This window comes from Chitinophaga sp. SYP-B3965, assembly GCF_009647655.1.
GTDB lineage: Bacteria > Bacteroidota > Bacteroidia > Chitinophagales > Chitinophagaceae > Chitinophaga.
Genome location: NZ_WJFD01000001.1, coordinates 2416081 through 2435635, shown reverse-complemented (window position 1 = coordinate 2435635; position 19555 = coordinate 2416081). Strand labels below are relative to the sequence as shown.

Below are 19555 nucleotides of genomic sequence, written 5' to 3'. Positions count from 1 at the left end.
GTTACCAGGCTGATCCCCGGAGCATCTGACCATAATCACTATATCCCTTGTCTATCATCATTTTCCAATACTGAACACGGGGTTAATTTAGATATTGAAAATTGATTATTCCATATTCATTTACATTTAAAAAAGGAGGTTATTATGTCATCTCACACATTAGCAAAGATTGGCAGCCTTTTGCCATCTGAATTTGATGATTTCTTCAAACCCTGGAAAGAATGGACGACTGATCTGTTTGGTAGCCGTTCGTGGGCTTTATTGACTTTACCCGCTGTTAACATCAGTGAGGACAAAGACAGTTATATATTATCCATGGCTTCCCCTGGTATGAAAAAGGAAGATTTTAAGATTGATCTGGAAGGCAACGTTCTTACGATCAGCACGGAGATGGAGGAAAAAAACGAAAAGAAAGAAGAAAAATTCTGCCGGAAGGAATACAACTATAGCAGCTTCTCGCGCAGTTTCAATTTGCCGGATACGGTAAATAAAAGCAAAATTGAAGCAACTTATGAAGAAGGGGTTCTGAAACTAATAATGCAAAAGAAAGAAGATGCTAAAACGAATGGAGAAAGTTTGAAGATTTCCGTTAACTAGTTACCTGCAAAATCCTGCCTGTTTATGGCAGGACTTTGCAACTATTTAAAACACCCTTTTATGGAAAAGATACTCTATATAACAGACGCAGTTAAACTGGATATTCAAAATCTTGATTTTGCCTGTTTCCTCTGCAATCTTACCCATTCAAAACTTACCGGTGTTTTCCTGAAGAATGAGGTGACGGAAGTGAGAACACCGGAAAAACTCCGGGAAACCGCCATCGCTTCTGCTATTCCCGGGGCTTCGGTAGGGGAGGTGAAAGCTAGCTACTGTGTGGACAATATCTCACTTTTTAAAAATGCCTGTGAGATCCGCGGCGTCAATTACGGCGTACACGAGGACGTGGGCATGCCGCTTAACGAAGTAATTGCAGAAAGCCGTTACGCAGACCTCATGATAGTGGATGTAGCAACCTCTTTCATACGCAAAAGAGAGATGGCACCTTCTTCCTTTATAAAGGATCTGTTTGCTGAAGCAGAATGCCCGGTAGTGATAGCACCTTACACCTTTGATGGTATAGATAAGATCATCTTTACTTTTGACGGCAGCGCTTCTTCCGTATATGCCATTAAACAATTCACTTATCTCTTCCCTGAACTGTCAGACAGGAAGGCATGTATCCTTAATGTAACATCCCCCGGTAAAAATGCCACTGCAAATGATCATAAGTTAAATGAATGGCTGCAGGCCCATTATAGTGACACGGATATTGTGGTGCTGGAAGATCAGCATATAAAAATGCGCCTGGTTGAATACCTGCTTGAGCAAAAGAAAACATTCGTGGTAATGGGTGCGTTTGGGCGGAGTATGGTATCCAATTTCCTCTCACCCAGCCACGCTGGCCCTGTAATAGACCTGATGGCTCAACCTGTTTTCATTACACATCGCTAGTTACAATATCATATAATAATAAAAGCCAGCTAAAAAAGCTGGCTTTATTTTGGAGAACAATAATCGATACCAGAACAGTGTTAATGCAGAATGAATATTTCATAAAGCTTCATCAGCCAGTTAATCACGCTTGTTGTCGCAGGTACTAAAGCCAAATAAGCTGTATAAAGGGCAAACACCCAGGAGGCTGGTGAGGAGGAAAACAACGGCTATACCAAACAATACTGCACCAAAGGTACCGGAGATGATACCTGCGACATACAGGAACCCGATCACTAAAGCCGTAATAAGGCGGGCCAGCCTATCTAGAATGCTCATATTGAGTTTCATAATTATAAAGATTTAAAGGTGATTAAGCTGGTCGTTGTTGCCGGATGGCCCTGCTCACCTGGTAAAGTAATTCAGCATCAAGATTGCATTCCGCAGCCGCAGGCCGCAGGCCGTTATGTTCATCAGCCACAAAATGAACCTCCCTTCCATAGATGTTAGCACAAACGCTGACACTAATACCCTGTATTTTAACTTCAACGGGGAAGATCTGCTGCTCCCCGTCCCGCAGCACCGTGATGTTAAATTTCTGCGTTTTCATGTTTCAGGTTTTTAATCTGATACGAAATTAGCCCATCATCAAAGCGACTACAATGATCGCTATCAGACCTTTTCCTGATAGGTATCTGTCCGGTGGCAATTAGCATCATTTTATAGCAGTTCCAGGGGAAATACCTTCATGCTGAACTTCAAAACAGATCACTATGAAGCATTATTTCTTCTTATTGCTGCCAATTGTACTGCTGAGCAGTTGTTATTCAACTAATATTACCGGTTACTGGAGGTCGGACGCACAACCGGCAAAAACGGGAAAGACGATCCTGGTATTAGGTTTAATGCCTGATACGGTTATGCGGGAAAGAATGGAAGAACATGTGGCAGGAGATTTGCAACGTTTAGGATACCATGCTATCAGATCTCTTGGTAACATTGATGCCATGCAATTCACAAAAACAGAGGACAAGGATGCTTTACAACAATTCCGGGAAAAAGGGATAGACGGTGTACTGACTATTGTGCTGCTAAACAAAACAACCGAAGGTTTCTTAATGCCTGGCAGTCTTTATCATCTGTTGACGGACTATTACAACACCATGTACTTTGGCCTTTACGCACCGGACTTTTACCAGGAAGGGATTAAATACGCCTGGGAAACCAGTTTTTATGATGTGGCCAGCGGCTCCAGGCTGTATGCCGTTCAAACCACCACTTTTCATCCCTTATCGATTGAAAAACTTTCTCATGAATATGGCCGGGTGGTGGTTAAATGTATGGTTAAGCACAAGGTGCTGAAGCGGCATTTTTGACAACACTTATCTTTTATCATATAAATAAAATACAATGTCTGGATACTACGATAACCACGCAATAAAGGGCAATCAACTCCTGAAGGAACTGGCCATAGAATTGGGTGACGGAACGGATATATCGCGTGCTGCAAGGGTTTTGCGAAGTACGTTGCATACATTAAGGAACTACCTGAGCACGGAAGAATCTCTCCAGTTCATTTCACAGCTTCCTTTGATGATTAAAGGCGTTTATGTGGATGGGTGGACACTTTGCGAAAAGGAAACAGCAAGTACCTGGGAAGAATTTAAACTGGATGTGTTACACCTGGATGGCCTGCCTGCAGAACACGACTTCGGTAACATGATTACAGCTAACCAGCCAATAGCTGCGGTTTTCAAAGTACTGCTCCGCTATGTTTCCGGAGGAGAAATGAGCGATATACTGCATGAACTGCCGCATAAACTCCGCATGTCCATTATTTCATTAATAGCCAACCGCATCTGAATACTTGTATTGGAATTAAATCATTGCCCGATGAATATCACCTTATTACTCTCTTGCTGTTTATTGTTTATTTCCTGCAACGCATTACCAGACAATAGCCAGATCAGCCCACGCCGGGTGGGAAAAGAAAGGAAAGTAGCTATTGCAGATACCATAGCGGTTCCCGTTCCGGATACTGCAGATCAATACAAACGGCAGATCCAATATCTGCTACATGACAAACCTACCGAAAAATGGCAGGTGCCAACAGGGAGACCCTTGCCCGGAGCAATCCTGCCTTACAAGCGGATCGTTGCTTATTATGGAAATCTCTATTCCTCCCGGATGGGCATCCTGGGAGAACTTCCGCCGGACGAAATGCTGGAAAAACTTGCAGGAGAAGTTAACAAATGGGAAAAGGCGGATACTTTATTCCCTGTTCAGCCTGCCTTACATTATATCGCTGTTACCGCACAAAGCAGCCCCGGTGCAAGCCGTAAATACAGGATGCGCATGCCGGATGCTGAAATTGAAAAAGTACTGCAGATGGCCCAGCGTATAAAGGCCATCGTATTCCTGGATATCCAGGTGGGATTAGGTACTCTGCAGGAAGAAATCCCCGCGTTGGACAAATATCTGCGCCTTCCTTATGTTCATTTGGGCATAGATCCTGAATATTCCATGAAGAACGGGAAAGTACCCTCTACCTCCGTCGGCACCTTTGATGCCGCCGATATCAACTATGCATCTGATTATCTCGCCAGCCTGGTTCAGCAATACCAGTTACCGCCCAAGGTATTGGTTGTTCACCGGTTCACACAGGGTATGGTCACCAATTATAAAACGATAAAAATACAGCCGGAAGTGCAGATCATTATGAATATGGATGGCTTTGGCTCCCCGGCTAAAAAGATCGACAGCTATAAAGGCTGGATCGCCGGCCAGCCTGTAGAGTACACAGGGTTCAAGCTCTTCTATAAAAATGATGTTTCTGAGGGAAAACACCTGATGGAACCGGAAGAAGTATTACGGCTATTCCCACGGCCCATATACATACAATACCAATAACCTTTAAAGCGGATATGCTAAGCCAATGGGCCTGCGGTGCTTTAAAACTCTGCTGTTAAATATTTCAGGCAATGTTTCGTTTGAATGCTTAAACAACAATACCACACAAGCCGCCGCTAAAATAATTGTACAGGGGAAAGCGGCGCCCGCTCCCAACGGGCTAATGGCCAGAAGAAATACTACAGCACCTGCCAGGGCCGTTTTTTGCAGCCAGCCCTTGGAACCGATGAAAATCCCTATAGACAATTGGCCTATCGCAATGGTCAATACGTATGCCGTGATATGCCTGCTGAAAGCTCCGTTAATGATCCGTTCGTATGAAGGAATTGCTGCAATATCAGCATAAGACAGATACCATTCAGGATGCATAAAAGCGGCAATGCCATTAAAGAATGCCGCTCCGGTAAACAGGATACACAATAATGACCTGGCTGTTGCCGGCCGGGTGAAGGTAAGCAATAGCAACACTGCGGCTATTCCATTGGAGATCAAATACTCAGGAGAAAATATATTGCCTCGCATTTTGAAAAGATTTAGGTGAAATAATAACTGAATCTATTAAGAAAGCGGAGCGGATACAATGATGACAATCATTACATCCTTTGAGGGTGGTCATGGTATAACGGGGCACAGCATTATATTTTAGCAGTATAAACTCCAATAAACATGAAAAAGATAATTGCCGCTATTGACGCCACGCACTTCTCCGAAGAAGAGCTCAAAAGTTTCCGGTATATAGCCGGGAAAACCAAAGGAGATCTTAAAGCTATTTTCCTGGAGAATGTTATAGGGCAGGATATATACCTGGCCAATGCTTATCCTGAAGGTGGTGGATTTAGTTATGAAGAGATCTATGATGGCATCCTGGAAGAGAGGGAGAAACAGCGGAAAGAAAATGTAGAGCGCTTCCATAGAAATTGTGACAACAGTGAAATTAAGATCACCCTTCATGAGGCAACGGGCTCACCGGTTGCAGAAGTAATAGAAGAAAGCAGGTTTGCTGATCTTTTATTGATAACTAATAATACGTCCTTTGCTGCCTTGCGTGACACCAATCCTCCAAAATTCGTAAAAGATGTTTTAGCGGAAGCCCAGTGCCCGGTATTAGTACTGCCGGAAATGATCACTCCTGTAAAAGAACTGCTATTTGCTTATAATGGCAGCTTTTCTTCTATGTATGCCATAAAACAGTTCACCCAGCTTTTCCCCGAACTGAGGCATCTTCCTGTAAAAGTGATCTATGTGGCAGAAAAGGGGGTAGAAACGATGCCACAGGAGAAACGGCTGAAAGAATATATGGAACACCATTATGATCATGTAAAATATACTGTATTGGCGGGGACCCCGGCTACTGTATTCCTCACACTGCTGATGCGCAGGCAGGACTGCATAGTTACTTTTGGAGCTTATGGCAGAAGTGGTTTGTCCCGTTTCTTTCGCCACAGTGATGCAGAAAGTATCCTGCGGACTATAAATATCCCTTTATTTATCACTCACCCTTAAAACATGCAAGATGAAAGGCATTGTCATTTTTAAAGGAAAATACGGGGCTACCAGGCAATATGCTGAATGGCTGGGAGATGCATTGGGCCTCGCCGTTCTAAAAGCCGGCCAGGAAACAAAGGAACAACTGGCCGTAGCGGATTACCTCCTCCTGGGAAGCAGCATTTATATCGGGAAACTTCAAATGCGGGAGTGGCTGGAAAAGAACAGGGTATTGATGGCCAATAAAAAAGTATACCTGTTTATTGTAGCAGGTACTCCACCCAACGAAAAAGTAAAACTGGAAGGCTATTATAAGGCCAATGTTCCGCCGGACATGCTCGGCAAAATTAAATACTACTTCTTACCAGGGAAACTGGAGTTCAAAAAACTGAGCTGGATGGACAAATTGTTATTGAAAACAGGTAGCATGCTGGCAAAGCGAAGTGGTGAAACGATTTCGACCACAGATTATAATGAGGTCAAACGTGAAAACATCACTGCATTGATAGATGATGTGGTATTTGATTTTAATCACCAATCCGTTCTGCAATCATAAATATACTTTTTTCGGCTACAACAAAAGCCGTTTGGGCTACAAGCGGAAAGATCCCTGCCACTATCTTTACCGTTTTTACCAGCGCCAGTTTATTACCAGGGATAAGGAGTCTGTTAAGGATGTTGCCGCCAGATTCCTCCATTCTTCGTTGTCAGTTTTTCCAACTTTCCGTTTGCAGTTAGTTCGTCCAAAACCCTTTCACTTTCCTTCCTTTCCATCCCTGTCAATTCAGCAAATTCCTTTGCCGTTAGTGAATGATATTTAGAGAATACATACTCCCAGGTTGTATCAAACTCAGTTTTTACTGCCTCAGGAAGAAGTTTTAACACAGCACCTTCATAAGCGCTATATGGTTTAGAACCATAAACCATTTCCGTCTTACCTGATGCGTCGCTGAAAAACATTGTAGGAAACCCCCGAACCCCCAGCTCCTTACCCAACTTCAAGTCTTCGTTAAAAAGTTCCTTTGCCTTCCCTTCGTAATCCTTTTTAAATTGAATCATATCCAATCCAACACTTCCAGCAGCTAATTCCAGGTATTCCCATTTAGTAATATTCTTCTTTTCCAGGAAAACCATTTCTCTAATTTTTCGAAGAAATAAAATAGCTTTTTCCTTGTCCTGCATTTGTGCTGCTTTAAAAGCGATGGATGGGGGATAGGATGATGGTAAGGGATCTTCTATCCAAACATCGCCAATAATGGGCATATCGTAATGAAGGCTCACTTCATCCCAATGGTGCGCAACGTCAGAGGGTTTGCTAATACCGCCACTATTATAACTCCAATCCGGTAACAAACCGCCCATCCGGTATTCTATTTCAATAACATCACCATATGCTAATTTAAGTTTCCGTAACTGCGGCTCTATTCCCCAACAGGAGGAACAGATCGGGTCAGTATAGTAAACGATCTTAATGGGCTTTTTTTCTGATTTAATATGCAGGCTGTCTGCAGGGAGTGCCGGCATCCCGCAAACACCACTTTCCGGATCACACAATAAAGGATTAGTTGCCATAAAATGTTATTTTTGCACAAATGTCAACGTCTCAGCTGGCATCTGCAATAAGTCAGATTTTTATGACTACTAAAAAAGTAATAGAGGATAATAAAACCTGCCCTGCACAAACGCTTTTAAAGCTGCTGTCTGGCAAATGGAAGCCCGAAATTTTTCGTTTGGCTGTGGATAGTCCTTTGCGGTTTAATAGTTTACTCCGGCAAATTGAAGGATCGAATAAACAAACATTGTCCATGGCCCTGAGAGAGTTAGAAGAAGGGGGCTTGTTGCAAAAAAATATCATAAAGGAGAAACCGCTGCACATTGAATACAATCTCACCGAAAATGGAAAAGCCCTGATCCCTGTGTTTAGACAGTTGGAAAGTTTGCAATAGGGTATTCAAAAAATAGTACATTAGTTTAATGAAAGGATCCCTACTATTTAAATTCGCATCCACATGCCTGCTATTGACTGTTGCATGGTCAGTGAAAGCCCAGCCCGTAAAAGTCGAAATTGTGAAAAAGGACAACGGCTTTGTGCTGATGAGGAACAACAAACCTTATTTTATAAAGGGCGCAGGTGGCACCAGGTATCTGGACCGGCTGGCAAAGTATGGCGGCAACTCCCTGCGTACCTGGAGCTCCAATAATGGCGATCAGGATCTGGCTAAAGCGGAAAGTCTTGGTTTAACGGTAACAATGGGATTGGATGTAGCGCGGGAAAGGCACGGCTTTAACTATGATGATACCGTTGCGGTTCGTAAGCAACTGGAAAAACTTCGCAGGGAAGTGATCAAATACCGCAATCATCCGGCTTTGCTGATGTGGGGTATTGGTAATGAACTTAATCTCGACTACAAAAATCCTAAAGTATGGGATGCTGTAAACGATATTGCTAAAATGATCCATCAGGAAGATCCTTATCACCCTGTTACAACCATGCTTGCGGGAGTAAACCCGGGAGTAGTAAAGAATGTAATTGCGAGATGCCCGGATCTTGACTTGTTAGCTGTACAGGTGTATGGTGGGTTAGCGAAAGTCCCGGAACAGATAGTAAATGTCGGATGGAAAAAAGCGTATATCGTCACTGAATGGGGCCCAACTGGTCATTGGGAAAGTACGATCACCCCCTGGAAAGCAGCCATAGAGGAAACCAGCAGTGAAAAGGCGGAAGTTTACAGGAAACGTTATGAGGCGTCGATCAAAGTAGACCAAAATTGCCTGGGATCCTATGTGTTCCTGTGGGGGCAAAAGCAGGAACGCACACCTACCTGGTATGGGTTGTTTACGGAAGCGGGAGAAGAATCAGAAGTAATAGACGTGATGCAATATCTGTGGACGGGCAAATGGCCGGATGATCGTGCCCCTCATCTGGATTCATTAACGCTGGATGGGAAACGTGCCACTAATTTTATTTACCTGCAACCGGGCAAAACCTACCCGGTGAATATTTACATAAAGGGCCAGGGCCTTACCTCCCGTTGGGAACTATTACCCGAAAGTACGGATCTGAAGAATGGCGGTGACCGTGAATCAAGGCCACAAGCCATGCCAGGCCTGATAACGGCCAACCAAAAAGGGTGTACCCTGAAAGCTCCTGAAAAAGCAGGTGCTTACAGGTTGTTTTTGTATGTGAGTAATGGCAGGAATAAGGTAGCCACGGGTAACATTCCTTTTTTTGTCGGAATTCCCTCTCAAAAATAAATACCGTAAAATGAAAACACTATTCACAGCGCTCATTCTGCTAGGATCAACCCTAACCCTAAAAGCACAAGAGAACGCCCGCTTACTCCGCTTCCCCGCCGTTCACGGTAACCAGGTCACCTTCACCTATGCAGGAGACCTCTATACTGTGCAGGCAACAGGCGGCGTGGCAAGGCGTATTACCAGCCATCCCGGCTACGAAATGTTTGCCCGTTTCAGCCACGATGGTAAAACAATTGCCTTCACCGGCCAATACGACGGCAATACGGAGGTTTTCATCATACCCGCTGCCGGTGGTGAACCGAAAAGGATCACCTGGACAGCCACCCTCGGCCGCGATGATATAGCAGACCGTATGGGCCCTAACAATATCGTAATGGGTTGGACGCCGGACGACAAGCAGGTGATCTATCGAGGCCGCGGTACATCATTTAATGCATTCAAAGGGAAGCTCTACCTGGCGCCACTCAACGGAGACCTCAGCGAGGAATTGCCATTCACCGTTGCTTCCTGGACCTCTTATAATGCCGATGGCTCCAAAATGGCCATGAACCGCGCATTCCGGGAGTTCCGTACCTGGAAGAATTATCGCGGTGGCATGGCGGATGATATCTGGCTGGTAGATCCCGCATCCGGTAAAGCAGAAAACATCACTAACAACCCGGCACAGGACATTTTCCCGATGTATCATGGCGACAAGATCTACTTCGTGAGCGAACGAGACAGAACCGCGAACATCTTTGTATACGATACCAAAACAAAACAAACACAGAAAGTAACCACGTTCAAAGAGTTCGATGTCAAATTTCCATCCTTAGGAGATCAGGCTATCGTGTTTGAGAATGGTGGATATATTTATCTGCTCGATCTAACTAATAACCAAACCAGGAAACTGAACATAACCATCGCGGAAGATCTTGCCTCAGGCCGTTCCAAACAGGTAGACGCGGCTGATTTTGTGTATAGCACAGATCTTTCTCCTGATGGCAAACGAGCTGTTTTCAGCGCACGCGGCGATGTATTTACGCTTCCATCCAAGTCCGGCGTTACACGTAACCTCACCCAATCCAGCAGCGCACATGATCGCAATGTTGGCTGGAGCCCCGATGGGAAATGGATCAGTTATATCTCAGATCGTTCAGGCGAGGATGAATTGTACATCCAGGAACAGGGCGGAACCCAACCGGCCAAACAAGTAACGAAAGGAGGCGGTGCTTATAAGTTCAATCCCGTATGGAGCCCGGACAGTAAATACCTGATGTTCGGCAATCGGGCACAGGACCTTTTTATCGTGGATGTTGTTTCGGAAAACAGAACACTGGTGGCGCATTCTGATGACGGCACACTCGGTTCGTATACCTTCGCGCCGGACAGTAAATGGATCGCATTTACCGTTCCCGGAAAAGCGCGTGAGTTCAGCGTGATCAAACTCTATAATATCGATACAAAGAAAATCATCGCCGTTACAGATACCTGGTATGACAGCGGCGGACCGCAGTTCAGCCCCGATGGAAAACTGTTGTATTTCGTGTCGCAGCGCGACTTCAATCCAACCTACAGCAATACGGAATGGAACCATGCCTACACAGATATGTCGCGCCCCTATTTTGCCCGGCTCAGCGCTGGTGATAAATCGCCATTCGCTGATAAGAATGACGAAGTGGGAATGAAAGCAGACACCAGCAGCAAAAAAACAGGAGCAGTGGTAGTGGATGAAGAAGGCCTGGCAGACCGTATTGAAAGCCTGCCTGTAACACCCGGAAATTACGGAGGCCTTGTACCTGTAGAAGAGGGCGTTTATTATTATGTGGGCGGCCGCGGGGGAGGAGGATTCAAATTCTTCAGCCTCACAGATCAGAAAGAAACAGAGATCGGCAGCTTCGGCGGATACAGTGTTACACCAGATGCAAAGAAGATCCTGTTCCGCACAGGCAATGATTTCTTTATTGAAAGCCTCGGTAAATCAAAGATCACACCCACCAATAAAATTGATCTGAGCGGATTGAAGATAACGGTAGATCTGAGAGCAGAATGGAAACAGATCTATGATGAAAGCTGGCGGCAGATGAGGGATTATTTTTATGATCCAAATATGCACGGTGTAAACTGGAAAGCGATGCACGACAAATATGCACCGCTGCTACCTTATGTTAACCATCGTGATGACCTCACTTACCTGATCGGTGAATTGATCGGAGAACTGAATATTGGACATGCTTATGTTAACAGCGGAGACAGGCCTCCCATCAATCGCATTCAAATGGGCTTGCTGGGCGCAAGGTTCAGTCGTGATAAAAGCGGGTACTATCGTATAGACAGTATTCTGTCCGGCGAAAGCTGGAACAAAACATTGGTATCTCCGTTGCGCGCACCAGGATTGAAGGTGAAAGCAGGCGATTATATCATCTCCATCAATGGCACGTCCATGAAGTCTGTCAAAAATCTTTACGAAGCACTGGCCGGTAAAGCAGGTCAGTTTGTAGAGATCGAAGTGGCTGCTTCTCCATCGGTTACCAACGTAAGGAAGCTCTTGGTGAAACCCATTGCCGACGAATCTTCTCTTTACTATCATGAATGGGTGCAGCAAAATATAGCTAAAGTAAATGCAGCCAGCGGCGGCAGGATCGGTTATGTACACATCCCGGACATGGGACCAGCAGGGCTTAATCAATTCGCGCGTTATTTCTATCCGCAACTGGATAAAGAAGCGCTCATCATTGATGATCGTGGTAATGGTGGTGGCAATGTATCACCGATGATCATCGAGCGGTTATTACGGAAGCCAGGGCTGGGCACCGTCATGCGGAACAACAAAACAGCTTCCATCAAACCCGATGCACATATAGGTCCGAAAGTCTGCCTGATAGATCAGTACTCCGCTTCCGATGGTGATCTGTTCCCCTGGCAGTTTAAATTCTATGGTATCGGTCCTTTGATCGGTCAGCGTACCTGGGGTGGCGTGGTTGGGATCAGCGGTTCGCTGCCATTTATTGATGGTGGTGATATGCGGAAACCAGAGTTCGCACATTTCGCCGCAGATGGATCTTCGTTCATCATAGAAGGAGAGGGCGTTCATCCTGATATTGAAGTGGTGAATGATCCGTATACTGAATATAAAGGCAGTGATGCACAGCTGACCCAGGGTATAAAAGTACTGCTGGAGAAACTGGCGCAAGGTGGAAAAACCGGGGTGCCGAAGATTCCGGCGTTTCCGGATAAATCGAAGTAATTACCATTCTGGCCACCAGTGTCTTTTCCTGATCCGGTGGCCAGATTCCTTTTGGCTACAACCTCGCGACTTTAGATTTGCGCCAACAGCAAAGCCGCATAGATCGCAGGATCTATGCGGCTTTGCTGTTTTTTGGAAATGAAGTTAATCCCTGTTCAATCCATTTTACTTACAGCTTTAGTAAAGGGATACTGTTCTAAGTAATCGCCGCCACCATTTACACGGGGATCTTTTGTTGCTTCCATCCAGTTATTTAACTCGCCACTTAACTTCCCCCTGATCGTTTCATATTTTTTATCCTGCGCAACATTTTTCAGTTGCCAGGGATCATTTTTAAGATCATACAATTCTTCCGCGGGCCTTTTTTGAAATGCTAATTGGAAGAAGGGCGCTATGGCAGGTTCATCCTTATGCTCCATAATGTATGTTTTAGAGGGTGAGTCGTCAATATCACCATACTGCACACTCTCCATTTTAGGATCTCCGGCCGGCCAACGCTCAGGGCGAAGGTTCCTGATATACAGAAAGTCATTAGTCCGGATGCCCCTGGCCGGGTAACCTACATTACCTTCCCGAACACGTGCATGCCTTTCTCTTTCCACGAACATTTTATCACGCCCCAGGCTCTTAACTTTCCCCGTTACCAGTGGCAGCAGGCTTTTTCCTGACATAGCTGTTTGAGGAGGTTGATTAGTGGCCTCCAGGAAGGTCGGGGCCAGATCATTAAACCCAACAAGGTCCGATAGTACCTGTCCCGGTTTAATCTTCCCTGGCCATATGATCGCAAGCGGAACGTGCGTGCCGGCATCATATAAATTGGCTTTAGCCCGGGGGAAAGGCATTCCGTTATCGCCGGTTATCACAATCAGGGTGTTGTCTAATTCGCCCGCTGCTTCCAGCATCTTTATGATATCTCCCATTTCCCTGTCAAACCGCTCTATTTCAACATGATAATCCAAAATATCGCTTCTGACCTCAGGTCTGTCTGGTAAAAAAGCAGGGACTTTAACCGAAGAAAGGCTTTTCCCGGCGCTAACTCCGCTTCCTTTCTCGTAAGGGCGATGAGGGTCTAAACTTCCAAACCAAAAGCAGAAAGGTTTGTCTTTCGGCTTAGCTGCATAAAATTCTTTAAAGCCCCGGTAACCCTTCCCTGCAGGGTTATTCGCATACCCACCCAGCTGATACTCCCCGGGTCCGTAACCTTTCCTGCATAAGCCTACTTCATAGCCCTGTTCAGCCAGCTTTGCCGTATAATTAGGGAACTTATCCGGTATAAACCCCCATAAATGAACGCCTTGTTCAAGATTATGCGGCCACCGCCCGGTTAATAAAGAAGCGCGGGAAGGAGAACAGGAAGGTGTTGTAAAAACATTGGTGAACACTGCGCCGCTTTTCGCCAGTTTATCAAAATTAGGAGTTTTAACTACTGTGTCGCCATAGATACCGGCATAGGGATATCCCCAGTCGTCTGCAATAAACACGAGGATGTTAGGGCCCTGACGGGAAGGAGCAGGCGCTTTAAACATATAAGCGGAGGAAAGGATCCAAATGGCGCCAGGCAAAACACATAATACCCCTGCTTTAAAAAAACGCTGATAAATATTCATTGTACAAGAATTGGTGGAATTAATCTCTAAAAGTCCGGCTACACGATCATGAACGTGTAGCCCCGAAAGTTAAAGATAGAGTTTGATAAATTTATTTCCCCCAAATAAACGAAGGGCGGCTAAAAAGTAAAACCTTTACTTTTCAGCCGCCCCCCTTTAAAACATCATTATTGTTTCACAACCTTCATCGTCTTGCTCTGCCCTCCTTGACTAACATTGATATAGTAAAGCCCCGGTTTCAGATCCTGCCCAACCTGGTAATACGTACCGGCATTTATTCTCCTCGAATAAATAACACTGCCGGCATTATCAACAATGATAAGCGTTGCTGCTGCTTGAGATGAAGAAGTCATTCTTACATTAAATCCACTACTGGAAGGATTAGGAAATACTTCCGTTGAAAAATCCAGACTAACGTTTAATTTATTCCCAACCGCTGCAATCCCGTTTTGCAAACTTTCCAGGGAATCCGCTGTCATCAGCGTCCTCACCTCTATGGCAGCAATTGATCCGCTATAAGGATCATACAATCCTGTTTTAGGATAGAAGGTCACAGTTATCAAACCTGCGCTGTTGGCTGTTGCCCTGATAGTCTTTATCACAGCAGTGTTCAACCTGTTGCCCGCAGCCTGGTACACATTGAAGTCTATAAGGCTGTCCAGCCCATTGGTGGCTTTTATGCTAAAGATCCTTTTGTTTTTCTCCGCATCCTGTGGTTCAACAAAGTGCAGGCGGATAGCATAAACCGTATTGGGAGTGAGGTCCCGCAGGTAATAACGCATCTGGGTAACATTACTTTTGAATACACGCATATACTCATATACCTGCGGTGGAGCCGGATCGGTTACATAAGAGAGATCAACAGGCGCATTCACTTTTTGTACCCACGTATAACCTGCATGCCATAGTTTATCGGTGCCGGTAGGCCCTTCCGGAACATATTGTGCAAAGGTGGTATTGGCATATGGCCCGGCAGGAGTTGTTGTAGTACCTGCGTTTATTCCGTAAATCGCCTTTTTGTTTGTCTTTAAAACTTCTATGCAGAAATCATCCAGCCATACAGTACCCGGGCCTATTTTAGCCGTCCAGTAGGTGAGCCCGGTGGCGCTGTCAGGCACAGTAAGCGTGTCTCTTATCTGCGCCCAGTTGCCCTGGTAGGCAACCACATTATGCACATCCCTGGAAATACCGGAACCTGCAGAAGTAAATCCAATTCCATATCCTGCCCACCAGGGATAACCCTCAATGCCGGCACCTGGTTCTACTTTGATCCATTGCGTAAATACAATCACGCTGCCGCCTCTCACAGGGATGGAACCTTGCATGTTCAAACCGGTTTTCACCGTAGTGAAACCCAATGTTACGGCTTTGTCGCCGGAGTGGCCTTTGCCGCTCACTGTGTACACAGCGCCCACGAACAACGAGTCGGCTTTATAGGTCTCCCAGTTGATCAGGTCACTTTCGAAACCATAGTTGGGTATTCCACCGCATGAGTCAAACGGAACAACGGTTACCGGCAATGTGGCTGAAATACCTGAGGCATCTTGCGTATTGGCAGTGATGGTAACAGAGCCTTGTTTAATGGCAGTGATAATACCAGCGGTGTCAACGGTAGCTACTGTTGCATCGGAGCTGCTCCAGGTAATCGTTTTGATGGAAGTGTTAGCAGGTAAGAAAGCATATCTCACCAGCAACGTATCGCCGGCCCCAATGATGGCAGTGGACGGAGTCAGCGTAAGGCTGGTAGCTAATACATTGGCCACATGCACATTGGCCTGCGCATAAATAGCCGGGTTATCAGCCGATGTGGCTTTTATGATAACGTCGCCTTGTTTAATACCGGTGATGGTGCCGTTGCTGTTTACTTTAGCCAGCAGGGTGTCTGAAGACGTCCATACCACCCCTTTATTGCTGGCTTTCGCCGGAGCAATGGTGGCATTCAGCTGGGTTGTTAATCCAACAAACACATTGGCTGATGAAGTATCCAGCGTTAAAGATGTAACGGGAATATAAATGACATTATAGTTTTTGGTAGCCGTAAAGCCACTTTCGGAAGACGTTGCAGTGATCGTAACCGTTCCCGCGGATCTTCCTGTTACTATGCCGTTAAGGTCTACTGTAGCAACAGCCTGGTTGGAAGAAGTATATACCATGTTCCGGTTGGTAGCATTCACCGGCGTGGTGGTCAGCTTCAGGGTGTCCGTATAGCTTACGTAGAGGTTGCTGCTGTCCGAATGGATACTGATCCCCTGGAGCGGAATGATACGCGCCTCAAGGGCTGCTATGGAAGCACTGTGTGGATCGTTTGCAGCAACTTTGGGATAGAACCATACTTCTATCACGCCTGAACTATTTGCTTTCGCTTCAAGGGTGCGCGTTACAACGGTGTTCAGTTTATTGCCGGCCGCTGCGTAAGGATTAAAGTTGATCAGGCTGTCGCCGCTGATGGTCTTTACACTGAAGATGCGATTCGCCTTTTCTGTATTGCTTGGTTCTATGAAATGCAGGCGTACCGCATAGTTGGCGTTGGGGATCAGGTTGCGCAGATAGTAACGCATCTGCGTAACGTTATTCCTGGAGATGCGCATGTATTTGTATACATCGCGGGGTGCAGGTTCCGTTACCTGGCTCAGGTCCACCGTCGCAGTGATGCTGTTATTACCCGTGTATCCGGCATGCCAGAGCCCGGCTGTGTTGGCCGCACCTTCGGGTACATACTGGCCAATGATGGTATTCTGATAAGGAGTCGCATTAGTGCCTGCATTGATAGCTGTCACAATAGTGTTCACGATCAACTGCACGGTTTTGGAGAAGCCACCGTCTGCTGCGGTAACAATGAGGGTGGTGGTATCCAGTTTCAGACCTCTCACTACACCGTTGGCATCCACGCTCGCAACGGTACCGTCTGCCACAGACCAGGTAAGGGTTTTGTTGGTGGTGTTGGCAGGCACAATAGTGAAACTGAGCTGCTTGGGTGTATTGATGGTGCCATAAACAACACTATCTATCGTAATGCCGGTGGAGATGGTCGGAGGGATCACAACAATGCGTTGTGTATCCGTTTTACCGCCATCCACCGATGTAAGGGTGATGGTGGCAGTACCGTTGTTGATGCCACTCACTTTCCCGAAGGGGTCCACTTTTGCAATAGTGGTATCGGAAGAGCTCCAGGTAATGGCCGGATTAGTGGGATAGGTGGGTGTGAGTTTGAAATTCAGATTGACAGTATATCCTTTCACCAGTGTATCTGATGCAGGATTGATAATGTCCACGGACTGAACGGGGCCCGATACCGGGCTGCCAAAAAAGATGCCATTCCCGTGAGCAGAAATAAACATCCTTCCCTTATTGTCTGCCGTTATATTGGGTGCAACGCCCGGCAGCCTGTCTAAAATGGTCTGCCAGGTACGCCCGGTATCGTCTGAGCGGAAGGCGCCATAGTTAATGCCATTGATAGGAATAGCCTGGCTGGTCACATACAAAGCGAGGTGCGCATTCACCGTTGTGTCGGACATCGCGGCGGCTATCCATTTGGGCTTGAAACTTTCACCGCCTACTTTGCTGAATGTTCTGCCTGTATCTGTTGTATGAAAGAGTCCGCTGAATTGAGGATATGCTTCATTGTGAAAAGCTATCCACACATCGCCGGTTTTCCCGGGTGTTACCTCAACATTGGAAGTGGTGGCATAAGATGAACCGTTCGGGTTACTGCCTGCATTGGCCGTGAGGCCTTCGGCGTCTGTTTTCACGAATGCCTTCCCACCATTGGAGCTTACATAAAACGAACCGCGGTCCCATACATAGAAATAGTCGCCATTCACTTTATCCGCTGCAAGATGATTTTGTCCGGGATACAGGTTCCACTGCGGGCCCGCAGGTAAGATGCCGGCGGAAACGCCGGTGGACTTTTGCCAACTGGTACCCAGGTTTTCTGACCAGTACACGTTACCGGGACTGTTACCATCCATTTGTGTAAGCCATAGTATATTCCTGCGGTTAGCAGACACGGCTACACGCCCGCGTATGCCGGGTGATTGTGGGAAGAGGGTATAAGTATCTCCGCCATTGGTGGAGTAACCTGCACGCGAATAACTCACTTCGTTAGTGGCCGGGCCGTCGCAGCCAACGCGCACAACAAACTCAGGATCGTTGTACTGGAAGGCTACGCCCGTCATGTTAAAGGCGTTGAAGATATTGGTGAACAAAGCAGTATTGGCAACGTTACCCTGGTTCAATGGCTCCGTAAGGGAACGGTGGTGAGCACCTCCAACATCTGCGGTAACGGATAACAGTTGGTTCTTACCACTGGGAGGAGCTACGAGCGGACCTGTTACCATGATCTCTTCCAGACCTACCACGCGTATCTTCCAGTTGGCAGGTGTTGCAAAGATATTATCTGTGGAAAGTATGTCCAGCATATCGTTGATCCATACACGATTGGGATAAAAAGGATCCCAGTGGAAGCCATAGGAATTATGGCCCGGGGCGTTGAACGGCAAACCATCATTTTTTGAATGCGGCGCTTCCGAATTATCACGACTGATCTGTCCCGGTGAGTAGGAGCCAGGCGCACCGCCCTGCCTTGAAATATAATAAGGGTCCTTTTGCCAGGTACCGCGGGTACCTACAATGATATCATCTGAATTGGCGGGATTCACGGCAACTTTAATGAAGAACCTGTCGTTTTTATTCGGATCAGGATCTGGCTCTAAAGTTACAGGAGAGATGTTCTGCCAGCCACCATTCTTATACTTGTATACGCCCTTTTGTTGATTCTCGGTCCCGGCAGATACATACAGCGTTCCATCTGCGTGAATGGTGGCCCGGATAGGATAAGCAGGACTGTTGCTCATCAGCGTGAAAGAAATACCACCGTCTTCTGATGCATATACACCTGCCTGCCGGCCAATATAGATCCGTTTGGTAACAGTCTGGCTGTTTACAGGAACAGTGCCGGAGCTTTTGTCGAAAAGAATAAAAGAGCAATAAGCAGATGTGGCGATGGCGCTTACGGGTGTCCAGCTGGTACCGGCATTTTGCGTTTTCAAAGCGCCATGCGCGTCTGTTACAACCCACACATGATTACTGTTGGCGGGATCTACCTGTATACGATCACCGAATGACTGTGTGCTGTTAGGGTGTACGGCGATGGGAACGTTAAGGTCCGTCCAGTTGTCGCCCCTATCGGTGCTTTTCAGGATGGTGCCTATCGTGCTTGAACCTTTACCAGGCCCGGAACCGGCACCGTTCTCTACGGTGGCATAAAGAATGTTACCAGTGGCATCACTGGGGTCTACGGCAATGCTGCCACAACGCTGGTGAAATTCCCAGCTCCAGTAATTGATCGGTATTTTTTTAAATAACATTAAATGCTCCCACTTTTGCAGGTCCTTATTCCAGCGATAGGGAGTACCTACGTCCGTGGTGATGAAATAAAGATCAGGTACCAAAGGATGCGCCACAAAAGAGGGCAGTGCACCGGATCCGCCTATACGGACCTGGTTCCAGGTATACGTTTGCGCACGTATACCTGGTGGGGTGATGAGGTAAAAAATGGTGAGTAATAGGGTGTAGCAAATCTTTTTCATGTGGAATTATT

General features: G+C 46.3%; 16 protein-coding genes. 10 read left to right on the top strand and 6 right to left on the bottom strand.

Annotation, left to right across the window (positions count from 1 at the left end):
• The first annotated feature begins 144 nt into the window (after positions 1-144).
• Both GFS24_RS09365 and GFS24_RS09360 read left to right on the top strand, forming a co-directional pair.
• Complete coding sequence (locus tag GFS24_RS09365) at positions 145-597, top strand: Hsp20/alpha crystallin family protein (protein ID WP_153659302.1); 453 nt, start codon at positions 145-147, stop codon at positions 595-597.
• Between the two features lie 60 nt (positions 598-657).
• Positions 658-1491, top strand: coding sequence for a hypothetical protein (locus tag GFS24_RS09360; protein ID WP_153659301.1), 834 nt, complete (start codon positions 658-660; stop codon positions 1489-1491).
• Positions 1492-1611: 120 nt separating this feature from the next.
• Here the strand turns inward: GFS24_RS09360 and GFS24_RS09355 are convergent, their stop codons facing one another.
• Complete coding sequence (locus tag GFS24_RS09355) at positions 1612-1809, bottom strand: DUF2892 domain-containing protein (RefSeq protein WP_253906423.1); 198 nt, start codon at positions 1807-1809, stop codon at positions 1612-1614.
• A 34-nt stretch (positions 1810-1843) separates the two neighbouring features.
• A complete protein-coding gene (locus GFS24_RS09350; RefSeq protein WP_153659299.1) occupies positions 1844-2080 on the bottom strand; it encodes a hypothetical protein in 237 nt (78 codons plus the stop codon).
• Positions 2081-2243: 163 nt separating this feature from the next.
• Here GFS24_RS09350 and GFS24_RS09345 point away from each other — a divergent pair, with 163 nt between their 5' ends.
• Genes GFS24_RS09345 through GFS24_RS09335 form a run of 3 tightly spaced genes read left to right on the top strand, consistent with a single transcriptional unit; the run spans position 2244 to position 4380 of the window.
• Entirely contained in the window at positions 2244-2846 is a 603-nt protein-coding gene (locus GFS24_RS09345) for a hypothetical protein (RefSeq protein ID WP_153659298.1), read from the top strand.
• 34 nt (positions 2847-2880) lie between these two features.
• Positions 2881-3333, top strand: coding sequence for a DUF2267 domain-containing protein (locus tag GFS24_RS09340; RefSeq protein ID WP_153659297.1), 453 nt, complete (start codon positions 2881-2883; stop codon positions 3331-3333).
• Between the two features lie 30 nt (positions 3334-3363).
• Positions 3364-4380 carry a hypothetical protein gene (locus GFS24_RS09335; RefSeq protein WP_153659296.1) on the top strand — a complete coding sequence of 339 codons (1017 nt, stop codon included), beginning with the start codon at positions 3364-3366 and terminating at the stop codon, positions 4378-4380.
• A 3-nt stretch (positions 4381-4383) separates the two neighbouring features.
• Here the strand turns inward: GFS24_RS09335 and GFS24_RS09330 are convergent, their stop codons facing one another.
• On the bottom strand, positions 4384-4902 hold the full coding sequence (locus tag GFS24_RS09330) for a hypothetical protein (RefSeq protein WP_153659295.1): 519 nt from the start codon (positions 4900-4902) through the stop codon (positions 4384-4386).
• 144 nt (positions 4903-5046) lie between these two features.
• Here GFS24_RS09330 and GFS24_RS09325 point away from each other — a divergent pair, with 144 nt between their 5' ends.
• Together GFS24_RS09325 and GFS24_RS09320 are read left to right on the top strand one after the other, a co-directional pair.
• Positions 5047-5883, top strand: coding sequence for a universal stress protein (locus GFS24_RS09325; RefSeq protein ID WP_153659294.1), 837 nt, complete (start codon positions 5047-5049; stop codon positions 5881-5883).
• Positions 5884-5893: 10 nt separating this feature from the next.
• Entirely contained in the window at positions 5894-6421 is a 528-nt protein-coding gene (locus GFS24_RS09320) for a flavodoxin domain-containing protein (RefSeq protein ID WP_153659293.1), read from the top strand.
• 113 nt (positions 6422-6534) lie between these two features.
• Here GFS24_RS09320 and GFS24_RS09315 read toward each other — a convergent pair whose 3' ends face one another.
• Positions 6535-7437 carry a ClpXP adapter SpxH family protein gene (locus GFS24_RS09315; protein ID WP_153659292.1) on the bottom strand — a complete coding sequence of 301 codons (903 nt, stop codon included), beginning with the start codon at positions 7435-7437 and terminating at the stop codon, positions 6535-6537.
• A gap of 20 nt (positions 7438-7457) precedes the next feature.
• Between GFS24_RS09315 and GFS24_RS09310 the strand changes: the two genes are divergently transcribed.
• The 3 genes from GFS24_RS09310 (at position 7458) to GFS24_RS09300 (ending at position 12349) form a co-directional block, all read left to right on the top strand.
• Positions 7458-7811: a helix-turn-helix domain-containing protein gene (locus GFS24_RS09310; RefSeq protein WP_253906422.1), complete on the top strand. Its 354-nt coding sequence runs from the start codon at positions 7458-7460 to the stop codon at positions 7809-7811.
• Positions 7812-7932: 121 nt separating this feature from the next.
• Positions 7933-9120, top strand: a complete 1188-nt coding sequence (locus GFS24_RS09305) for a glycoside hydrolase family 2 TIM barrel-domain containing protein (protein ID WP_216647379.1) — start codon at positions 7933-7935, stop codon at positions 9118-9120.
• 10 nt (positions 9121-9130) lie between these two features.
• A complete protein-coding gene (locus GFS24_RS09300; protein WP_153659290.1) occupies positions 9131-12349 on the top strand; it encodes a S41 family peptidase in 3219 nt (1072 codons plus the stop codon).
• A gap of 155 nt (positions 12350-12504) precedes the next feature.
• On the opposite strand, the gene GFS24_RS09295 is transcribed toward GFS24_RS09300, so the two are convergent.
• Both GFS24_RS09295 and GFS24_RS09290 read right to left on the bottom strand, forming a co-directional pair.
• Positions 12505-13956: a sulfatase gene (locus GFS24_RS09295; RefSeq protein ID WP_153659289.1), complete on the bottom strand. Its 1452-nt coding sequence runs from the start codon at positions 13954-13956 to the stop codon at positions 12505-12507.
• A 167-nt stretch (positions 13957-14123) separates the two neighbouring features.
• A complete protein-coding gene (locus tag GFS24_RS09290) occupies positions 14124-19544 on the bottom strand; it encodes an Ig-like domain-containing protein (protein WP_153659288.1) in 5421 nt (1806 codons plus the stop codon).
• Between the last annotated feature and the right edge of the window lie 11 nt (positions 19545-19555).

Coding starts and splice junctions, on each gene's coding strand:
- GFS24_RS09300 (WP_153659290.1), top strand. CDS start 9,131: ATGAAAACACTATTCACAGCGCTCATTCTGCTAGGATCAACCCTAACC.
- GFS24_RS09345 (WP_153659298.1), top strand. CDS start 2,244: ATGAAGCATTATTTCTTCTTATTGCTGCCAATTGTACTGCTGAGCAGT.
- GFS24_RS09340 (WP_153659297.1), top strand. CDS start 2,881: ATGTCTGGATACTACGATAACCACGCAATAAAGGGCAATCAACTCCTG.
- GFS24_RS09365 (WP_153659302.1), top strand. CDS start 145: ATGTCATCTCACACATTAGCAAAGATTGGCAGCCTTTTGCCATCTGAA.
- GFS24_RS09360 (WP_153659301.1), top strand. CDS start 658: ATGGAAAAGATACTCTATATAACAGACGCAGTTAAACTGGATATTCAA.
- GFS24_RS09295 (WP_153659289.1), bottom strand. CDS start 13,956: ATGAATATTTATCAGCGTTTTTTTAAAGCAGGGGTATTATGTGTTTTG.
- GFS24_RS09350 (WP_153659299.1), bottom strand. CDS start 2,080: ATGAAAACGCAGAAATTTAACATCACGGTGCTGCGGGACGGGGAGCAG.
- GFS24_RS09330 (WP_153659295.1), bottom strand. CDS start 4,902: ATGCGAGGCAATATATTTTCTCCTGAGTATTTGATCTCCAATGGAATA.
- GFS24_RS09320 (WP_153659293.1), top strand. CDS start 5,894: ATGAAAGGCATTGTCATTTTTAAAGGAAAATACGGGGCTACCAGGCAA.
- GFS24_RS09310 (WP_253906422.1), top strand. CDS start 7,458: ATGTCAACGTCTCAGCTGGCATCTGCAATAAGTCAGATTTTTATGACT.
- GFS24_RS09290 (WP_153659288.1), bottom strand. CDS start 19,544: ATGAAAAAGATTTGCTACACCCTATTACTCACCATTTTTTACCTCATC.
- GFS24_RS09325 (WP_153659294.1), top strand. CDS start 5,047: ATGAAAAAGATAATTGCCGCTATTGACGCCACGCACTTCTCCGAAGAA.
- GFS24_RS09315 (WP_153659292.1), bottom strand. CDS start 7,437: ATGGCAACTAATCCTTTATTGTGTGATCCGGAAAGTGGTGTTTGCGGG.
- GFS24_RS09355 (WP_253906423.1), bottom strand. CDS start 1,809: ATGAGCATTCTAGATAGGCTGGCCCGCCTTATTACGGCTTTAGTGATC.
- GFS24_RS09335 (WP_153659296.1), top strand. CDS start 3,364: ATGAATATCACCTTATTACTCTCTTGCTGTTTATTGTTTATTTCCTGC.